The organism is Leptotrichia hofstadii (assembly GCF_007990525.1).
Lineage (GTDB): Bacteria > Fusobacteriota > Fusobacteriia > Fusobacteriales > Leptotrichiaceae > Leptotrichia > Leptotrichia hofstadii.
Genome location: NZ_AP019823.1, coordinates 1,582,602 through 1,601,317, shown reverse-complemented (window position 1 = coordinate 1,601,317; position 18,716 = coordinate 1,582,602). Strand labels below are relative to the sequence as shown.

Genomic DNA, 18,716 nt, shown 5'->3' with positions numbered 1-18,716 from the left:
TTGGTTTAACATAAGTGCACTGCAAAGGTATCAGGTTCAAGAAGAATAGTGCTATCTTCTGAAATAAGTTTAGAATTACTTAAAAGAATTTTTTTTGTATTTTCCAATTTAATAATATTGCTTGTGTTATTATAGCTTATAGTAAGTTCAGAATTATTATAATTAATTGTAACTTTTAAAATATTATTTTCAAGGATTTCAATGTTTCGTTTTCCATAAATAATCCAGTCTATGTAGTCTTTTCTTAAAGCAATCAATTTCTTAATAAAATTTTTCATTTCTGTATCTTGCTTATTTTCATCCCAAGGCATAACTCGACGGCAATCAGGATCTGAACCACCTTTCATACCGATTTCAGTACCATAATAAATACATGGAGATCCTAAATGCAGGAACGTAAAGGCTAGTGCAGATTTAACGGCATTATGATTTTCTTTGGCTGTAGTGAGGATACGCTCGGTATCGTGGGAATCAAGCATATTTAACATAACTTCATTAGTTTGTTGACGATAGTACATAAGCTGGCTGTTAATTTGATTCTTAAATTCTTCTGCTGAAATTGTTTTGGTTAGAAAATAACTTTTTATACTAGCAGCAAGAGGATAATTTGTTACAGCGTGAAATTCATCGCCATTTAGCCACGTATGTGAATTGTGCCAGATTTCTCCGAGTATGTAAATATCTGGCTTAATAGCTGTTACTGTGTTATGAAAATCTTTCCAGAATTGATGTTCAACCTCATTTGCCACATCTAGTCGCCATGCATCAATATTAAATTCTTTTATCCAATAAGTTGCAATATCGAGCAGGTATTGTCTAACTTCAGGATTTGAAGTATTGAGTTTAGGAAGTTTTGGACTAAATTTAAAGGTATCATAATTTAAGTGATGATGAATATCTGGAATTTTTTCTGTGTTTGTATAAACTGGGAAACTGTGAATGTAAAACCAGTCACGGTAAATGGAATTTTCTCCATTTTTTATAACATCGTGCCATTGGACTGAATGATTTCCAATATGGTTAAAAACAGCATCCAGCATAATTTTCATATTTCGTTTATGAGCTTCTTCAATTAATTTCCTAAAAGTTTCTTTATCTCCAAAATGCTTATCAATCTCAAAATAATTGACGGTATCGTATTTGTGATTGCTTGGAGCTTCAAATATAGGACAGAAATAAAGTCCTGTAATACCTAAATCTTGTAAATAGTCAAGTTTTTGGAGTATTCCGTATAAATCGCCACCAAAAAAATCATCATGCTTAGGAGAAATATCTGTATCCCAAGCCAAGCTGTTTATGGGAGAAATTTCAGGATTTCCATTAGCAAAACGCTCTGGAAAAATTTGATACCATACAGTTTCTCGAACCCACTTAGGCACTTTTACCCTATCAGAATCATGTAAATATGGTATTTTAAAACTATTTGCCCCAGCTTGGTACTGATATGGCTGATTTTCAACAACTCCCATATCGCCAAAAAACACTTTTTCCCCATCTGTTCCCAATATTTCAAATAAATATGAAATCCGACGATAATCAACTTTTACACTGGCTTGCCAGTAATCATGGTAAAGATTGCTTGTAATTATTGACATTGAAATATGATACTGATAATCTTGAGTAAAGTCAAATAGAGCTGTATCTCCATAGTGAAGTATTACTTGAGCAACATCGTTCTTTTTAGTTCTTAGTCTAATGTGAATTTCATCTTCTGTATAAAGATAGGCGTATTCGGATTCAGTCCTATGATAAAATGCTGATTTTTCCATTAAATCATCCTCCAATTTATATCATTTAATTTATGTTGCTGTTTTTTATTAAAAACTAATTATAAATTTTACTTATTTTATAAAAGTATATCATTTTATTTATTATATTTCAATATTTTAAAAATTAAGTTTGTTTAATAATTTTATCTTAAAATCACTAATTTAAATACTCAAAGACTATAGAATTTGATAAATTACATTGTTAAACAAATTTAGTACTTAAAAATATAAAAAAATAATCGATTCATTTTAAGGTTAATTAAATAAAAAATTTAAAAAAATGACATAAATTTGTCAAAAAAAAATGATATTCTATGAAATAGGTGTTATAATAAATCTTGATAAAAATAAGCTGTTCATTCTAGAGGGAAGGAGATTACATGGTTAAGATATTTTTGAATTTTAAAAATAGAAAAATACAGATTTTATCAGCATTATTCACGTTTAGTGCAGTAGGGTTTGCAGTTAATGTGGATGACTTGATTTCTGAGTATGAAAAAAATTCGTATACGACAAAAATTAATGAAAAAAATATGAGAAAGTTTGATATAAAAGAGAAATCTTTGAAAAATGGGGAGTGGAATGAAGTTAGTGTAACTTCGGATAATAATTATACATTACACGGAGTAGCAAATGGTCTAACTATGCAAAATAATGTAAAGTATGGGATGTTTTATTATAGGAATGCATATAATTTTAGAAGCAGTGAACTTACAGAAAATAAAATTGGTATTTCTAAAACTTTGAATGATTATTTTGGGTATAGTGATGTTAATTATAATAAAAAAACCAATCAAATTTCACGAAATATACAGAAAATTAGCAATGAAACTGCAAAAAATTCAGAAATACGTGATTTGATTGATTTATATAAAAATTATAAAAATAAACAGAAGGAAATTGAGCAGGAGGAACTTACGTTAGAAGATACTAAAAAAGATTATGCTATTCAGACTAAAAAATTGGAGCTGGGGACGGCGACGCAGTATGACTATGAGCTGGCAAAAACAGAATATGAAAATTCTCAGCTCAAATATGAAAATCTTGGACGGGAACTGCAGATTCTAGGGGAACAGTTTACAGTTTACAATGTTGCTTTGCCTGAAAAAGAGAAACTTGATGACTTGAAAAAAGTTGAGCTGAAAAAAGATGATTTCTATGCTCTTAGATTATCAGAAGCTGAAACAATAGAATTAAATTCACAGCTGAACAATGAACAGTTAAGAAAGGAAAATATTGACTATAAGTATCCTAAATTATCAGGAGATATTGGATATTCCTTAAAGGATCATTCTGTTGTTGTCGGATTATCTGTGTCAAAAACTTTTAAAAAATACAATGATACTGTTGAAGATCTAAAAAATGAAGCAGATAAATTGAGATTACAATATGAACAGAAAAAAAATGAACTGGTGTCAAATGCGGGACAGCAGATGATAACTTACACAACCTATCAGACAAATGAATTAACAGCACAAAATACAATGAATATTAAGAAAAAAGAATATGAAATTTATGCCAAGAAGTATGAGCTGGGAGTTGACACATATTCCAACTACGTGGAAAAGCGGAATAACTATAAAAAAGCTGTGATAGACTATGAAACCGCCAAAAATGAACTTGCGGCATTTACTAAAAAAATAAAATATTATAAATAGAGATTATTAATGTAAAAAATAAAAACAAAAATTAGGAAAGCGGTGATTTTGTGGAAATAAATACAGAATTTTCTGAAATAGCTAAAACTATTGAATCAAAGAGGAAAGAGTCAAAAAATAAAAATTATTTTTATAAATTTATGACAATATTTGCTGTAATATTATTTGCTACAGTTTCATGTGGAAAAAAAGAAGCTGAGCCTGAATATGAAGTGACAACTGTTGATAGGGGAGATATTTCGTTATCAGTTTCAAAGAATGGACAAGTTGTGTCAGATAATGCGGTTTCAGTATTTACAACTTCAAGTCAAAGAGTAAACAAAGTGTTCTTTAAAAAAGGAGATAATGTGAAAAAAGGTGATGTAGTGCTGACATTTTATCCAGTTGATAAAAATGAAACTTTGAGAAAAATACAAATGAAAACTTTGGAAATTCAAAAATATGAAAGAAATATAGCTGATGCTCAAGGTTCACTTAGAAGAAAAAAAGAATCGAAAAGTTTAGAAATTCAACAAAAATCAAGAGATTTGCATAACGCAGAAGAGCTATATAAAGTTGGTGGGGAAACAAGGGTAAATGTAGACAATGCAAGAAAGGATCTAAGAAATTCAAGGCTGGATTTAGATACGGTTGACAGTGAGCAGAAGGCGAGCATTGAAGATGCAAGAACATCATTAAAGACAGCAAAATTAGAACTGGCTACATTACAGGAAGATCTGTCGCTTATAAAAGATGAAATAACAAGTCCAGTTGATGGTGTTATTACAGAAATGACTGCAGATGAAAATTACCGTGTAAATACTGAAACGACTTTGTTTAAAGTATCAGATTCAACAAACATGAGGGTAGAGGTAAGCCTTTCAGACAATGAGGTAAAAAATATACAAGTTGGGCAAAGAGTTGAAATTACTTCGGATTCATTACCAGATGGAGAAAAAATTGAAGGCTCTGTTTCGCAAATTTCTGGAGTGGCTGAAAAGAGTTCGTCTCTTGATGAAAGTAACACTACTGTAAAAATTCAGATAAATGAAACTAAGGGATTAAAGCCTGGTGCTACGATAACAGCGACAATTTTTTACAAGGAAAGTAAAAATGTGACAAAGCTGCCATATAGTTCAGTTATAAATGAAAATGGTAAATATTATGCTTTTGTTGTAGGAAAAGGTAACAAAGTTTCAAAAAGAGAAATTAAAGTTGGAATGAATGATGATACATTTTATGCTGTAGAATCTGGTATATCAGTGGGAGAAAGAGTAATCACTGTTGCGGATGAGAGATTGAAAGATGGACAAAAAATAAAAATTACCGATCCGTCAAAACAGAAAGTAGCTCCTAATGGTGTAATGTTTAAGGAAGAAAAACAAACAGGAAAAGGTGGAGGACCTGGTGGACCACCACCAAGATAGAAAAATAAACTTTAGAGGTAAATTTTTATGATAAAAGTGAGCGATATAGTAAAAATATATAAAAATGGAAGCATGGAATTAAAAGTTTTGAAAGGGCTTAATCTTTCTGTAAGTGAAGGGGAATATGTGGCCTTTATGGGACCTTCTGGAAGCGGAAAGTCTACTCTTATGAATATTTTAGGCTGTCTTGACAGCCTTACTTCTGGAACTTATATATTGGATAATCAAGATGTTTCAACTATAAAAGGAGATGCACTTGCTGAAGTGAGAAACAAAAAAATAGGGTTTGTATTCCAAACTTTTAACTTGCTTCCAAAGATGACGGCAGTTGAAAATGTGGCTCTTCCAGCTTTGTATGCAGGAGTAAAGAAAGCTGAGAGGCTAAAAAAGGCAACTGAAGCATTGGAAAGTGTGGGACTTGGTGAAAGAATTCATCATAAACCTAATGAGATGTCAGGGGGACAAAGACAGAGAGTGGCAATAGCAAGAGCGATAATAAATAATCCTAAAATACTTCTTGCAGATGAGCCAACAGGAAATCTAGATTCAAAATCTGGAGAAGAGGTTTTGGAAATTTTTAAAAAACTGAACGATAATGGAACAACGATAGTAATGGTTACGCACGAGGAAGATGTAGCAGAGCATTGTAAAAGAATTATCAGATTAAAAGACGGTATAATAGAAAAGGATGAAATTGTTCAGCATCGGAGAGGAGTGTAGTGTAAATGGATTTTATGGAATTGCTAAAATTATCAGTATCAAATTTATTTAGCTATAAGGTACGTTCCTTCTTGACAATGCTTGGAATAATAATAGGGATATCTTCGGTTATAATGATGTCTTCATTAGGAGCAGGAGTTAAGGAAAATATTACTGGAGATTTGAATAAGCTAGGAGTATCAAACTTTGAAATATCAATTGACACTTCTCCAGGACAGACTTATAAATCACAGGATTTACTTACCCAAAAAGATATTAAGGAATTAAAGAGTATAGAAGGTGTCGAAGCAGTTACTCCTACTTCCAGCACTTTTGCAAGATTATCTTCAAATGATGGATCAGATAAGATGTTTACTGGAACTGGAGTAACAGAAGATTATTTTAAGATTTCAAATTACACAATAATAAAAGGACGAAAATTTTTACCAAATGAATATAGAAAAGATGGAAAATACGTAATAATTGACAATACAACCTCAGATCAGTTATTTCCTGGCGAAAATCCTATAGGAAAGAAATTGACTTTAAATTTTAGAAAAAATAGTCAGATAGTGACAATCGTTGGAGTGTTTAAAAATCCGTATGCAAGTCTAGGAGGTGGAGATCAGATGCCTGCAATGGGACTTCTGCCAAATAATTACTTAAATCATTTAGAAGGAAATGAGCAGAATAAATATACAGCTTTGCAGGTAAAAACTACTGATGCCAATGAAATGGCTAGAATAATGGAAATTGTAAAAGAAAAAATGAAGACAAGAGGAAGTGAGCCTAATGTTTATAATGTAAATTCAACAAGTCAAGGCTTGGATGAATTTAATAACATTCTTAACATGCTTTCACTTTTCATAAGTGGAGTTGCTGCAATTTCGTTATTTGTAGGTGGAATCGGAGTTATGAATATAATGCTTGTAAGTGTTACCGAGAGAATAAGGGAGGTTGGACTTAGAAAGGCGATTGGAGCCAAAACAATACACATTCTTATACAATTCTTGATTGAAGCTGTTATTTTAACATTTTTTGGAGGTATAATTGGAGTTGTAATTGGGTATTCGCTAGCACTTTTGGTTGGAATGTTTATACAAACTTCGCCAATTTTAAGTCCAGTTATAGTGTTTGTGTGTATATTTGTTTCTACAATGATAGGATTAGTTTTTGGAGTTTATCCAGCGAAAAAAGCAGCGGCATTGGAGCCAATGGAAGCACTGAGAACAGATTAGAATTATGTTTAAATAAAAATAAAAATAAAAATTGATTATCTTAAAAAATTAAATTTAGGATAATCTTTTTTTATAGATTTTGAGAAAAGTGTGATATAATAAGGAATAAATTTTAGATACATTTGAATTATAATATTGATAAGAGAAGTGTAAAGTATAAAAGGAGATGATAAAAAATGTCAAAAAACAAATATTTGGATATGGATATAACAAACTTGCCAACACCAGCCTTTATAGTTGATGAAAGGCTGCTAAAAAGAAATCTTGAAACATTAAAAAGTGTAATTGATAGAACAGGATGTAAAATATTGCTTGCACAAAAGGGATTTTCGATGTTCTATTTCTATCCATTAATTAGTGAATATTTAAATGGAACGACTGCAAGCTCGCTATTTGAAGCAAGACTTGGGTATGAGGAAATGGAGTTAAAAAATCCTAACAAAAAATTGGAAACTCATATTTTTAATCCGTCTTACAGGGAAGATGAGTTTGATGAAATAATGGAGATAACAAATCATATTGTTTTTAACTCTTTTAATCAATGGAAAAAATTTAAAAGTAGAGTAAGGGAATTTGAAAAAAAAAGTGGCAAAAAAATTAGCTGTGGACTTAGATTAAATCCAGAATTTTCAGAAGTTGAAACAGAGATTTATAATCCAGCGGGAAGATTTTCGAGATTTGGAGTAACACTTGAAAATTTTAAGGAAAATGAGCTTGAAGGTTTGGATGGATTTCATTTTCACGCACTTTGTGAACAAAATTCGGATGCCCTTGAAAATGTATTAAGAATTTTTGAAGAAAAATTTGGAAAATATTTGCATAATATGAAATGGCTTAATTTTGGTGGGGGACATCACATTACAAGAGAAGATTATGATATTGAAAAACTTGTAAAATGCATAAATTACATAAAAGAAAAATATGATGTGGAAGTGTATTTAGAACCAGGAGAAGCTGTTGCCTTGAATACAGGATTTTTAGTTTCAGAAGTTTTAGATATTACAAAAAATGAGATGGATATTTTATTAATGGATACTTCGGCTTCGTGCCATATGCCTGATGTAATCGAAATGCCATACCGTCCATTTATTTTCGGCTCAGGAATGCCAAATGAAAAGAAATACACTTATAGATTAGGAGGGCCTACTTGCCTTGCTGGAGATGTAATTGGAGATTATTCCTTTGATGAACCTGTAAAAGTGGGAGATAAGCTTATTTTTACTGATATGGCACATTACAGCATGGTTAAGACGAATACTTTCAATGGGATAAATTTGCCTGTGATTGCAGTTTATACAGAAAAAGGTGGAGTTGAGGTTATTAGAAAATTTGAATACGAAGACTTTAGAAATAGATTGTCATAATTTGAAATAAAAAAATGGGGTTGTCTCATAAGGTAATACAAGACAACCTCTTCTTGTGTTAGTTTTTTTCTAGTTGCTAATTATTCATTTCATCTACAATTGTATTATTTTATTAGCTACATCTTCAACAAATCTCTTATCGTGTTCTACCAATATTAAAGTTAAAGTTGACTTTTTTATAATCTCCTCAATCTGTATTCTTGATATTACATCTATATAATTAATTGGCTCATCCCAAATAAACAAATGAGCTGGTTTTGACAAACTTGCAGCAATCAATACTTTCTTTTTTTGTCCATTACTATAATTTTTCATGTCCATTTCAAATAATTCTATTGAAAAATCTAATTTTCTAAGAATTGTTTTAAACAAAGTTTCATCAATATCTTGTTTTTGAATATACTCATTTAAATTTCCTATTAAATCAGAAGTATCTTGAGGTATATATGATAGTTTTAAATTACTTGCTAATTTTACTTCTCCCGTGTAATTATGATTGATCCCTAGTAAAATTTTAATTAGTGTTGATTTTCCACAGCCATTGCAACCATATATGGCTGCTATGTCGCCTTGTTTTATCTCGAAATTTACACCACTTAATATCTGTTTTTCTCCATAATATAATGATAAATTATTAACTGATATTAGAGTTTCTTTGTGATGATGCAACGAATGTAGCAGCAAATTTTCCTTTACCTCAATATCTTTTAATAAGTTTTGTTTTTCTTTTATGGCCTTGCTGTATCTGTTTTCCAAATTCTTTGATTTTTTCATCATCTTAGCAGACTGATGACCGATATGCCCTTTGTCTGGTTTTACACCGGATACTTTTACTCCATTTTTTGTATTTTCAATTTTATCTGACCAGATTTTACTTTGTTTTGCAGCTTTCTTTAATCGCTTAATATCCTTTTTTAATCTCTCGTTTTGACTAATTTCAAACTGATCTTTGATCATTTTATTTTCATACCATGATGTAAAATTTCCCGATTGAACATCAATAGTATTTCTGTTAATAGAAATAATATGATTGATACATCCATCTAAAAAATCTCTATCATGGGATATAAGTAAAAATCCCTTTTTATTTTTCAGATATTTGCTTACAATTTTTCTCCCATCCATATCTAAATGATTCGTTGGTTCGTCAATAAGTAAAAATCCATTTTCGTTTGTAAATAAAATAGCTAAAAGGATTTTTGCCTGTTCTCCCTTAGACAGAGTTTCAAATTCTCTGTGAATAAGATTTTCGTCTACATTTAACAAATTAAGTTCTCTAAATAATCTCCACTCTTCCTCACTTGATGTCAGTTCTTTAAATAATTCTATACCTGATTTTGAAGTATCAGTTATATTTGGCGGGAATTTAATAAAGTCTGTACTTTTACTGATTTTACCCTGATAAGTTTCCTGATTTAAAAGCAGTTTAAATAGAGTTGACTTTCCAATTCCATTCCTACCTATTAACCCTGTTTTCCAGCTAGTATCAAAAGAAAATGATACATTTTCAAAAACAGGTTTTACATATCCATAATATGAAAATGTAAGGTTTTCAACTTTAATTGTCGACATAAAATCACCTCTTCATAAGTCTGATTTTGTTTGATATTACACCATTTTCAATTCCTGCATTTACAAAACTTTATTTTTCCTGCACTTTCACTAATTTTACACTGTTATTTTTATCTAAAGGTATTAAATAATCAGTATTTTGTTCATTTTCTTCAAAAAGTAATTTTATTTTTGGAGAAATACTTTTCAAAATATCTGTTTTGTTATCTTTTTCATCTTTTATTTTTTACCTTCTTTCCTTATTTTTTATATTGTTCTACGTTTAAAATTTTAAGAATATCACTATAAATTTCATCAAAAATATCTAAAGTGTTTTTTAAAAAATTTACATTACTTTTATTTAAGGATATTTCTTTATAATCAGCTTTTATTTTATATTTCCAGCATTTTTAAATTCTTTGGATTTTTTCTCCAAAGCAATTCTAGTATCTTGATATCGCCCTATATACGTATTTTCCCCTTTAATCAATATTATTATTTATTCAATTATACCTTAAGAATTTAAAAAAATAAAGATTTTTTATAATAAATTTAATATATTTTATTTGTTTAATTTTTTTTTGTTATAAAAAAGATAGCCATTTCTGACCATCTTCGCTAAATACTTATTTAAAAAGTTCATTAATTTTCTGAATCAAATAATTTACATCATTTTTCTCTAAAAATTCAACAATACTCGTTCCTACAATCACTCCATCCGCATATTTTCTCATCGTATTCACGTTATCGTTATTTTTTATTCCAAAACCTAATGAAACTGGCAAGTCTGAAACTTCTCTAATTTCATTAATAAAAGATTCTAAACGTGGTAAATCAACTTGTTTTGAACCTGTAACTCCAAGAGAACCGATTGCATAAATGAAGCCGTCACCTTGAGAGATGATTTTTTTCATTCTGTTTCCAGAAGTAACGCTTACAAGAGGGATAAGAGCGATATTGTTTTCTCTTAGTTTTTCCGACATTTCAAAGGCTTCCTCGTAAGGCAAGTCTGGAATGATTATACCTTTAATGTTAGCTTCGCAGCATTTTTTGATAAATTCGTCAATTCCATAAGCAAATACTAAATTGTAATAAATTAAGAAAATTAAAGGTTTTGAAATATCATTTTTTGTTTCTGTTAGTAAATCAAATACAGTGTCGGTGGTAACTCCAGCTTCAGAAGCAAGAAATGAAGCGTGTGAAATTAATTTTCCATCGGCTAGAGGGTCGGAGTAGGGAATTCCGATTTCAAGCATATCAAGAGCTGTATTATCCAAATTTTGTAAAAATTGTTTTGTAAAATCAACACTTGGATAGCCTGCGACAATATAACCAATGTTTACTTTTTCTTTTTCCCTAAAAATATCAATAATTTTCTTATCTAATTTTTTTTCACTCATTTTCTAAACCTCCATTTAACTCATAAATTCCATTTTTTCCGCCAGTTTCCTTATCTTTTAACACAGAAAAAACAGTGTGCATATCCTTATCTCCGCGTCCAGACACATTTACAACGATAGTTTCTCTTTTGTCTTTAGAAAGTGCAGGACATAACTTTTCAAGATAGGCTAACGCATGGGAACTCTCAATTGCTGGAATAATACCTTCTTTTCTTGTAACAAGCATTAGCGCCTTCATTGCCTCATCATCAGTAATTGGTGTGTAAGTTGCCCTTTTTGTATCAAATAGATGTGAATGTTCAGGACCTACTCCTGGATAGTCAAGTCCAGCGGAAATTGAGTGAACTGGACTTATTTGTCCGTATTTGTTTTGAAGAACATAAGTTTTCATTCCGTGGATAATTCCAGGTTTTCCAAGTGTCAATGTGGCAGCGTGCATATCTGTGTCAATTCCGTATCCTCCAGCTTCGACTCCATAAAGTTTTGTCGAGCTGTCTTCCAAAAATGCACTAAAAATACCAATAGCATTACTTCCGCCACCAACACAGGCAATTACGTGATCAGCATGCTTTCCAAGTTCCTCCAGCTGTGCTTTTGCTTCGTAACCGATAATTGACTGAAAATCACGCACGATAGTCGGATAGGGATGAGGCCCTACAACAGATCCGATTACATAAAACACAGTTTCTATCTCTGCAACCCAAGACTGAATAGCCGCAGTTGTCGCTTCCTTCAAGGTTTTAAGCCCATCTTCAATAGAAATAACTCTCGCACCTAAAAGTTCCATTCTAAAAACATTTAATTTTTGCCGTTCAATGTCAACAGCTCCCATGTAAACGTCACACTCCAAACCTAATAGAGCGGCCGCAGTAGCAGTAGCAACTCCGTGCTGTCCAGCCCCGGTTTCAGCAATAACTTTTTTCTTTCCCATTTTTTTAGCAAGTAAAACTTGCCCAAGCGCATTATTAATTTTATGAGCGCCAGTATGGTTCAAGTCTTCTCTTTTCAAGTAAATATCGTGGTTATAATGTTCACTCAAATTTTTGGCATAATAGAGCGGAGTTTCACGTCCAACATAATTTTTTAGCAAATTATCAAATTCTTGAAAAAATTCCTTGTCATTCTTTAGTTTTTCATATTCAGTTTCCAGTTCCGATAGAGCAAACATCGCAGTTTCAGGTACAAATTGTCCACCAAATTGCCCAAAATATGCCTTTTCATTAAAATGTTTATTTTCCATATTTTTTTCCTTTCATATCAATCTTTTTAAATTATTATTTCTTTTTTACCAAATTCACAACATTTTCAACTAATTCCTTACTTTTTCTATTGTTAACTTCAACTTTGCTGTTTATATCCAAAATGGCAGGCTTATACTCAAGCGCTTTTTGAATATTCTCAATCGAAAGCCCTCCAGCCAGTACAAATGAATACTTATCTAATTTTTTTAAAATACTCCAATCAAAGACAATTCCATTTCCCCCACGATTTTCTCCTTTTGCGTCAAATAGAGGGTATTCAATATATAGCTTGTAGTCAGCAATATTCGGAAGTTCATCAGTCACGCCAAAAACTTTCCAAAGCTTCGTTTTAGCAGGGAAGTTTTTACGTTTTCTAAAACAATTTTTTTCGTACAATTTTTCTAATTTTTGAGTAAGTTCCATGCAATATTCCACTGACTCATCTCCATGCAGCTGAATGACATCGATATCTGTTTCTTCAACAATTTTTACAACATTCTCAATCATCGCATTTACAAATACCCCAACAGTTTTTTTCCCATGCCTATGCGCAATCCGTGTAATTTTAGCTGCAAGTTCATTATCCACTTGCCTTTGACTTTCTGCAAAAATACATCCGAAATAGTCAATATCCAAAGTTTTCAATTCATTAATTTCAGTAATGCTTCTAATTCCACAAACTTTTAATTTAGTAGTATTTTCTGTAAAATCATCAGTTGCCACATTATTTTCTTTTTTCTCCAATTTTTTTCCTTCCATAAATTTATTTTTCTTTCTAAAGAAGCCCTTTCATAAGTGCCTCCCCAATTAACAGTCCATCCACGTTCAATTTTTCTGCATACTCCACATCCTCTTTTGACAAAAATCCACTTTCACTTACAATAGTCAAATTTTTTAAAACATCGCTTGGAATTTCATTTATCAGTTTTTCCGTAGTTCTAATATCAACTTCAAAAGTATTCAAATTTCGGTTATTTATCCCCAAAATCTCCAAATTCGGAATCTTCAAAGCTCTTCTTATTTCCTCTTCATCATGAGTTTCCACCAGAACATCCATTTCCAAATCCTGTGCCAGCTTATGAAGTTCTAAAAGTGTCTTATCATCCAGCATTCTCACAATCAGTAAAATCGCTGAAGCCCCCAAAAATTTAGTATGAGCCACTTGAAACGGAGTATAAATAAAATCTTTCCTCAAAATCGGCATTTCTGGAAATTTTTCCCTTACAACTTTTATAAAATCATTCTCCCCTTTAAAATATTCCTTTTCCGTCAATATCGAAAAAGCTGAAACTCCTTTATCCACATAACTTTGTGCCTGTTTTAACAAATCAAAATCATCTTTTGCAATTTTTCCCTTCGATGGAGAAGCTCTCTTAATTTCCCCAATAATCTGAATTCCTTTTTGATTAAGTGCCTTTTTTAAAGATGGTTGCTTAAAAGACTTTAATTCTTCTTCAAGCTGTATATCTCTTTTAATTTTTATTTTTTCTAAAATATCCATATTTCTCCTTTCGTAGTTTAAAAGCTTAATATTGTATTAACAATTTGATTTATTAAATTAGTAGAGAGTATTGTGAAAATAACGAAAATTACTATATTTACTAAAAAAATTATTATTTTTAACCTAATTTTGTATTTTTTCTTTTTTTCTTCATCTTCAATTTTATTTATTTTTTTAAACTTTATAGAGCAAAAATACATAGTTGTTATTTTAAATAATAACCAAATTAATGGAATATTGAAAAAAATATTATCAAATATACTCTCAATAACATAAAGAGGTAGTATTATATATACTAGTATTGAAAATTTGAAGAAAAATATAAATAATAGCATTATTTCTGGGATTATGAAATACCTCAAACATTTTTCTTTATATAAAGTTTTTATCATATTTGCACCATTCTTTCCCAAAATTTTAATTTATAAATATTTTTAATTTTTTTAGTCTTTCAATAAAAAATCAATAATATTTAAATGTTTTATACCGTTTCTTGACATATCAAACCTGTCCATAGAAATTACATATTTGGGATAATTATCATTAATTTTTTCAAATGGTAAAAATTCCCTTTTTATAGTGTCTTCAGAGGCAAGCAAATATGCTACCTGAATATAAATTTTTTCATTATTTGTTTTTGTACAGACAAAATCTATTTCTAAATTATTCAATTTTCCGATTTTTATGTTATAGCCTTTTCGCAATAATTCCATGTATACAATATTTTCAAAAATTTGATTTATATCTCTTTCGTTTGTTTCTAAAATTGCTTCTCTTATTCCATGGTCTGCAATATAATATTTTTCACTCACATTTAGAACTTCTTTACCTTGTATTTCGTAACGAGGGACTTTGTGAATCAAAAATGCGTTTTCACAGGCTTTTATGTAATTTAGCACAGTATCTACTGCAACTTTTCTATTTTCGCTTTTAAAATATTTTGAAATTGAATTTGCAGAAAATGTATTCCCAATGTTCATTACAATGTAATTGATGATTCGCTCTAATAATTCAGTATTTCTTATATTGTTTCTTTGAGTAATATCTTTTAATATTATTGATGAATATATATCTTTTAAATATTGCATGCTTGATTCCACTTCATAATTCAAATTATGTAAAAATGGCATCCCACCTAGTTTGACATACTTTTCAAACATTTCTTCTTTTGAAATATTTTTATTTATATTTTGGTATATTGAGCAAAACTCTTTAAATGAAAAAGGGTAAATTTCAATTTCAACGTATCTTCCTGCAAGGTAAGTTGCAAGTTCTCCCGATAATAGTTTAGCGTTGGAACCTGTTATATAAATATCAAATTGCTTATCTTCTGTTCTTAATGAATTTATACACTTTTCCCATTCTTTTACTTCCTGAATTTCATCCAAAAATAAATAGAATTTCTCTTGAATATTTTCTGTTTTTTCCAATATATATTCATTCAATGTATCCGCATAGCAAAGATGTCTATTTCTTAAATTTTCAAAATTGATATAAATAAATTGATTTTCGTCAACACCGTTTTTTTTCAATTCTTTCATAATCAATTTTAACATTACAGATTTACCGCTTCTCCTAATTCCTGTCAAAACTTTAATAATATCTTTATCTATAAAGGGTTTAATTTTTTCAAAATAAATTTTTCTTTCTATCATAAAATCACCTCTATAAATATTTTATCATACTTACAACTAATAAAAAAGATATTTTTTAAATTTTTATCAGTTATAATCTATAAAAAATATAAATTAGTAATTTTATCAATTATATCCAAAAAATTATTTTGTGATTTTCACATAATCTTTATAAAACTCATAAACCTTCCCACTCTCAATCACCTCCAAAACCATATCCTTTGCTTTCGCAGGGTGATCTACTACATCAGCAGTATAAAGTGCGAACATTGCATTTAATACGACAATATCAAATTTTGCTGATTTTTCTTCACCTTTTAAGATTTTTACCAAAATTTCAGCATTTTCCTCTGGAGTTCCGCCTTCAATTTCAGAATGGAAAGCCCGCTTAAAGCTAAAACTTTCAGGAGATACTGTATATTCGAGAATTTGTTCACCTTTTACTTCAATAATTTTAGTGTCATCACAAATTGTTATTTCATCAAGCCCATCATTTCCACGAACAGCTAATGCATGTTTTCTTCCCAGTAATTGTAATGTTTCAGCGTATAATCTGTGTACAGGCTCGTGGTAAAGTCCAACCAATTGGTATTTTAATTTTGTGTTTGGATGAAGCAGTGGACCTAAAATATTAAATACGGTTCTGATTCCAAGACGGCTTCTAACTTCTCGCACTTCTCCAACTAATTTGTGGAAGAATGGGGCATGAAAGAAAGCAAGGTTTTTTACGTGCAGTTTTTCAATTTGATTTGCAAGCGAATTTTCAAGCGGTACTCCTAGTTTGTCAAGCACATCACTGCTTCCGCTTTTACTCGAGATTGCTCGGTTCCCATGTTTTGCCACATTTACCCCCATTGCTCCTATAATAAATGCAACTGCCGTAGAAATATTTATTGTCTTGAATCCATCGCCACCAGTCCCGCAAACATCAATCATATCAGAATCATCTTCAAAGGTTGTGCTGTATTCCAGAATATTTTTTACAAATGCTGTAAGCGATTCAGGATAAAGGCTTTTTTCCGAAATTAGTACAAGCAAAGCTCCAAGCTGTACAATGTCATAATTTTTACTGTCAATAATTTTACAGATTTGACGAAAATCAGTATCTGTCAATGCAATATTTTCCTGTAATTTTTTTAAATATTTATTCATATCTATAAAGTTTCCTTTCTCGTTAGTATTTTTAGAATTTTCATCATTTTGCAAAGTTTCTGAAACTTCAATATTCAAGAAGTTTCGTATCATATTTTTTCCATATTCAGTAAAAATTGATTCTGGATGGAACTGTATTCCAAAAATATTTTTACTTTTGTGTTCCACAGCCATCGCAACCCCATCCTCAGACTTTGCCGTAACTTCAAGATCTTCTGGAATATTGTCAACATAAAGCGAATGATATCTCATAACTTTAAATTTTTTTGGCAAGTTTTTAAATAATACAGAATTCTCGGATAAAACTGTAATTTCTGAAGTTTTACCATGTAATGGATTTTCAAGCCTTTTTATTTCCCCGCCAAAATTCATTCCAATTGCCTGATGGCCAAGACAAATTCCTAAAATTGGAATATTCCCCAGTTCATCAGTATTATTTAAAATTTCTAGGCAAATTCCGCTGTCCTTTGGATGTTTTGGACCTGGAGAAAAAATTATTTTGCTAGGATTTATTTTTTTTATATCATCAATTGTAATTGCGTCATTTCTAACAGTAATAACTTCATCATCAGTCATTTCCTTCAAATATTGCTCAACATTAAATACAAACGAATCATAATTGTCAATCATCAAAATCATTTATTTCACATCCTTTCTATTTTCATTTTTATCATTTTTATTTTTTTCTTCATTACAGAATTTTTTAAAAATATTTAGCACAGAAGCTCTTTTATGGCAAATTTCATCATATTCCTTTTCTTTTACAGAATCAAACACAATTCCTGCTCCAGCCTGAATAAATACATTTCGAACCTCATCAACTTCATTTAAGTCGTAATTTTTATTTTCAAAAAATGCAGTACGAATAATAATCGCAAGCTGAACATCCCCGTTAAATCTTAAAAATCCAATTCCGCCAGCATAAACGTTTCTTTTAAATGTCTCAAGTTCTGAAATAATTTGCATAGCACGAATTTTTGGCGATCCAGAAAGCGTTCCCGCTGGAAGAGCCTGAGCAATAACTTCAAATATCGATACATCTTTTCGCTTTTTCCCGTAAACATCAGTCACAATGTGCATTACATGCTCATAATTCTTAATATGCATAAGATTTTTTACAACGACTGAGCCACTTTCTGAAAATTTCCCAATATCATTTCTAGCCAAGTCAACAAGCATCCTATGTTCAGCACATTCCTTTTCATCATTTAATAAGTCGTTTGCTAAAAATGCGTCTTCGTTGGCATCTTTTCCTCTGGGACGAGTTCCAGCGATAGGAGCGATATAAATATTATCCGATGAAATATCAACCAGTATTTCAGGACTTGAACCAACAATGTCCCCATATTTCGTAGGAAAATGGTACATATACGGACTCGGATTTGCCTTTGACAATTTTTCATAAAAATCAAGAGAATCCATATTTGACGTAAGTTTTAACTGCTCGCTTAGTACAACTTGAAAAATATCTCCAGACTTAATATATTCCTTTGCTTTTTCAATAATTCCATAATAATGTAATTGTTCCTCTTCAAAATCTGTTTTTATATCATAAAATAAATCAGAATCATTAAATTTTTCAGAAATTTTATCATTTAAAAAACTAAAATATTTTTCTTCATCTCCATAAAATGAAAATTCTTTACTAGTCTTTGAATAGTGTAAATATGCCTTTGCATTGGCAAAAACAAACTGTGGAAATTTAAACTGCTCTTTTTCAATTTTTCCAATTTTTTCAAAAAAATGTATTGACTCATAAGCAAATGTCCCAAAAAGTCCTGCAAAAGGGGAAAGTTTTTTCTGTTTTATAAAAGAATTGTATATTTTTTTTAATGAGTCATAGCTGTATTCATTAGAATCGAAATATTCACAGTCAATCCCAATAATAACTTGCCTTTCATCTTCAGCAAAATAGGAATTGCTAAATTTTTTTCTGATAATAGAGTAGTAATAAGTAGGTTTATTTGTTAACATAAAATATCTCACTTTCTATATTATTGTATTTTTCTTTATTTATACTATTTTACAATCTATCCAACTATTAAAATATTCTTTAATTAAATTTTATCATCAAGTATTTATATAAGGATTCTTATTTAAAAT

At 30.3% G+C, this 18,716-nt stretch carries 15 protein-coding genes; 5 read left to right on the top strand and 10 right to left on the bottom strand.

Annotated elements, in window-relative coordinates:
- Nucleotides 1-5 precede the first annotated feature (5 nt).
- Complete coding sequence (locus FVE77_RS07605) at nucleotides 6-1,769, bottom strand: glycoside hydrolase family 13 protein (protein ID WP_026746088.1); 1,764 nt, start codon at nucleotides 1,767-1,769, stop codon at nucleotides 6-8.
- A 380-nt stretch (nucleotides 1,770-2,149) separates the two neighbouring features.
- On the opposite strand from FVE77_RS07605, the gene FVE77_RS07600 reads away from it, so the two are divergent.
- The 5 genes from FVE77_RS07600 to nspC all read left to right on the top strand — a co-directional run bounded on the left by FVE77_RS07600 (nucleotide 2,150) and on the right by nspC (nucleotide 8,134).
- Nucleotides 2,150-3,427 carry a TolC family protein gene (locus FVE77_RS07600; protein WP_026746089.1) on the top strand — a complete coding sequence of 426 codons (1,278 nt, stop codon included), beginning with the start codon at nucleotides 2,150-2,152 and terminating at the stop codon, nucleotides 3,425-3,427.
- A gap of 50 nt (nucleotides 3,428-3,477) precedes the next feature.
- A complete protein-coding gene (locus tag FVE77_RS07595; RefSeq protein WP_026746090.1) occupies nucleotides 3,478-4,833 on the top strand; it encodes an efflux RND transporter periplasmic adaptor subunit in 1,356 nt (451 codons plus the stop codon).
- Nucleotides 4,834-4,860: 27 nt separating this feature from the next.
- The gene (locus FVE77_RS07590) at nucleotides 4,861-5,553 is read left to right on the top strand and encodes an ABC transporter ATP-binding protein (protein WP_006803797.1); all 693 of its coding nucleotides are present in this window, start codon (nucleotides 4,861-4,863) and stop codon (nucleotides 5,551-5,553) included.
- Nucleotides 5,554-5,558: 5 nt separating this feature from the next.
- On the top strand, nucleotides 5,559-6,770 hold the full coding sequence (locus tag FVE77_RS07585) for an ABC transporter permease (RefSeq protein WP_026746091.1): 1,212 nt from the start codon (nucleotides 5,559-5,561) through the stop codon (nucleotides 6,768-6,770).
- A 176-nt stretch (nucleotides 6,771-6,946) separates the two neighbouring features.
- Nucleotides 6,947-8,134, top strand: coding sequence for a carboxynorspermidine decarboxylase (gene nspC / locus FVE77_RS07580; RefSeq protein WP_026746092.1), 1,188 nt, complete (start codon nucleotides 6,947-6,949; stop codon nucleotides 8,132-8,134).
- A 93-nt stretch (nucleotides 8,135-8,227) separates the two neighbouring features.
- On the opposite strand, the gene FVE77_RS07575 is transcribed toward nspC, so the two are convergent.
- The 9 genes from FVE77_RS07575 to FVE77_RS07535 form a co-directional block, all read right to left on the bottom strand.
- The gene (locus FVE77_RS07575; RefSeq protein WP_026746093.1) at nucleotides 8,228-9,706 is read right to left on the bottom strand and encodes an Lsa family ABC-F type ribosomal protection protein; all 1,479 of its coding nucleotides are present in this window, start codon (nucleotides 9,704-9,706) and stop codon (nucleotides 8,228-8,230) included.
- Nucleotides 9,707-10,311: 605 nt separating this feature from the next.
- Nucleotides 10,312-11,085 (bottom strand): tryptophan synthase subunit alpha, encoded by a 774-nt coding sequence (gene trpA, locus FVE77_RS07570; protein WP_026746094.1) that lies wholly within the window; start codon nucleotides 11,083-11,085, stop codon nucleotides 10,312-10,314.
- On the bottom strand, nucleotides 11,078-12,325 hold the full coding sequence (gene trpB / locus FVE77_RS07565; RefSeq protein ID WP_026746095.1) for a tryptophan synthase subunit beta: 1,248 nt from the start codon (nucleotides 12,323-12,325) through the stop codon (nucleotides 11,078-11,080). The genes trpA and trpB overlap by 8 nt, the downstream gene beginning before the upstream one ends.
- A gap of 34 nt (nucleotides 12,326-12,359) precedes the next feature.
- Entirely contained in the window at nucleotides 12,360-13,085 is a 726-nt protein-coding gene (locus FVE77_RS07560) for a phosphoribosylanthranilate isomerase (RefSeq protein WP_081690308.1), read from the bottom strand.
- A 16-nt stretch (nucleotides 13,086-13,101) separates the two neighbouring features.
- Entirely contained in the window at nucleotides 13,102-13,827 is a 726-nt protein-coding gene (locus tag FVE77_RS07555; protein ID WP_026746097.1) for an indole-3-glycerol phosphate synthase TrpC, read from the bottom strand.
- 17 nt (nucleotides 13,828-13,844) lie between these two features.
- The gene (locus tag FVE77_RS12670; protein ID WP_232052897.1) at nucleotides 13,845-14,240 is read right to left on the bottom strand and encodes a hypothetical protein; all 396 of its coding nucleotides are present in this window, start codon (nucleotides 14,238-14,240) and stop codon (nucleotides 13,845-13,847) included.
- Between the two features lie 30 nt (nucleotides 14,241-14,270).
- On the bottom strand, nucleotides 14,271-15,482 hold the full coding sequence (locus FVE77_RS07545) for an ATP-binding protein (RefSeq protein ID WP_026746098.1): 1,212 nt from the start codon (nucleotides 15,480-15,482) through the stop codon (nucleotides 14,271-14,273).
- A 123-nt stretch (nucleotides 15,483-15,605) separates the two neighbouring features.
- Entirely contained in the window at nucleotides 15,606-17,252 is a 1,647-nt protein-coding gene (gene trpD / locus FVE77_RS07540) for an anthranilate phosphoribosyltransferase (protein WP_026746099.1), read from the bottom strand.
- Complete coding sequence (locus tag FVE77_RS07535) at nucleotides 17,253-18,587, bottom strand: anthranilate synthase component I family protein (RefSeq protein WP_026746100.1); 1,335 nt, start codon at nucleotides 18,585-18,587, stop codon at nucleotides 17,253-17,255. It lies immediately after the preceding gene.
- Between the last annotated feature and the right edge of the window lie 129 nt (nucleotides 18,588-18,716).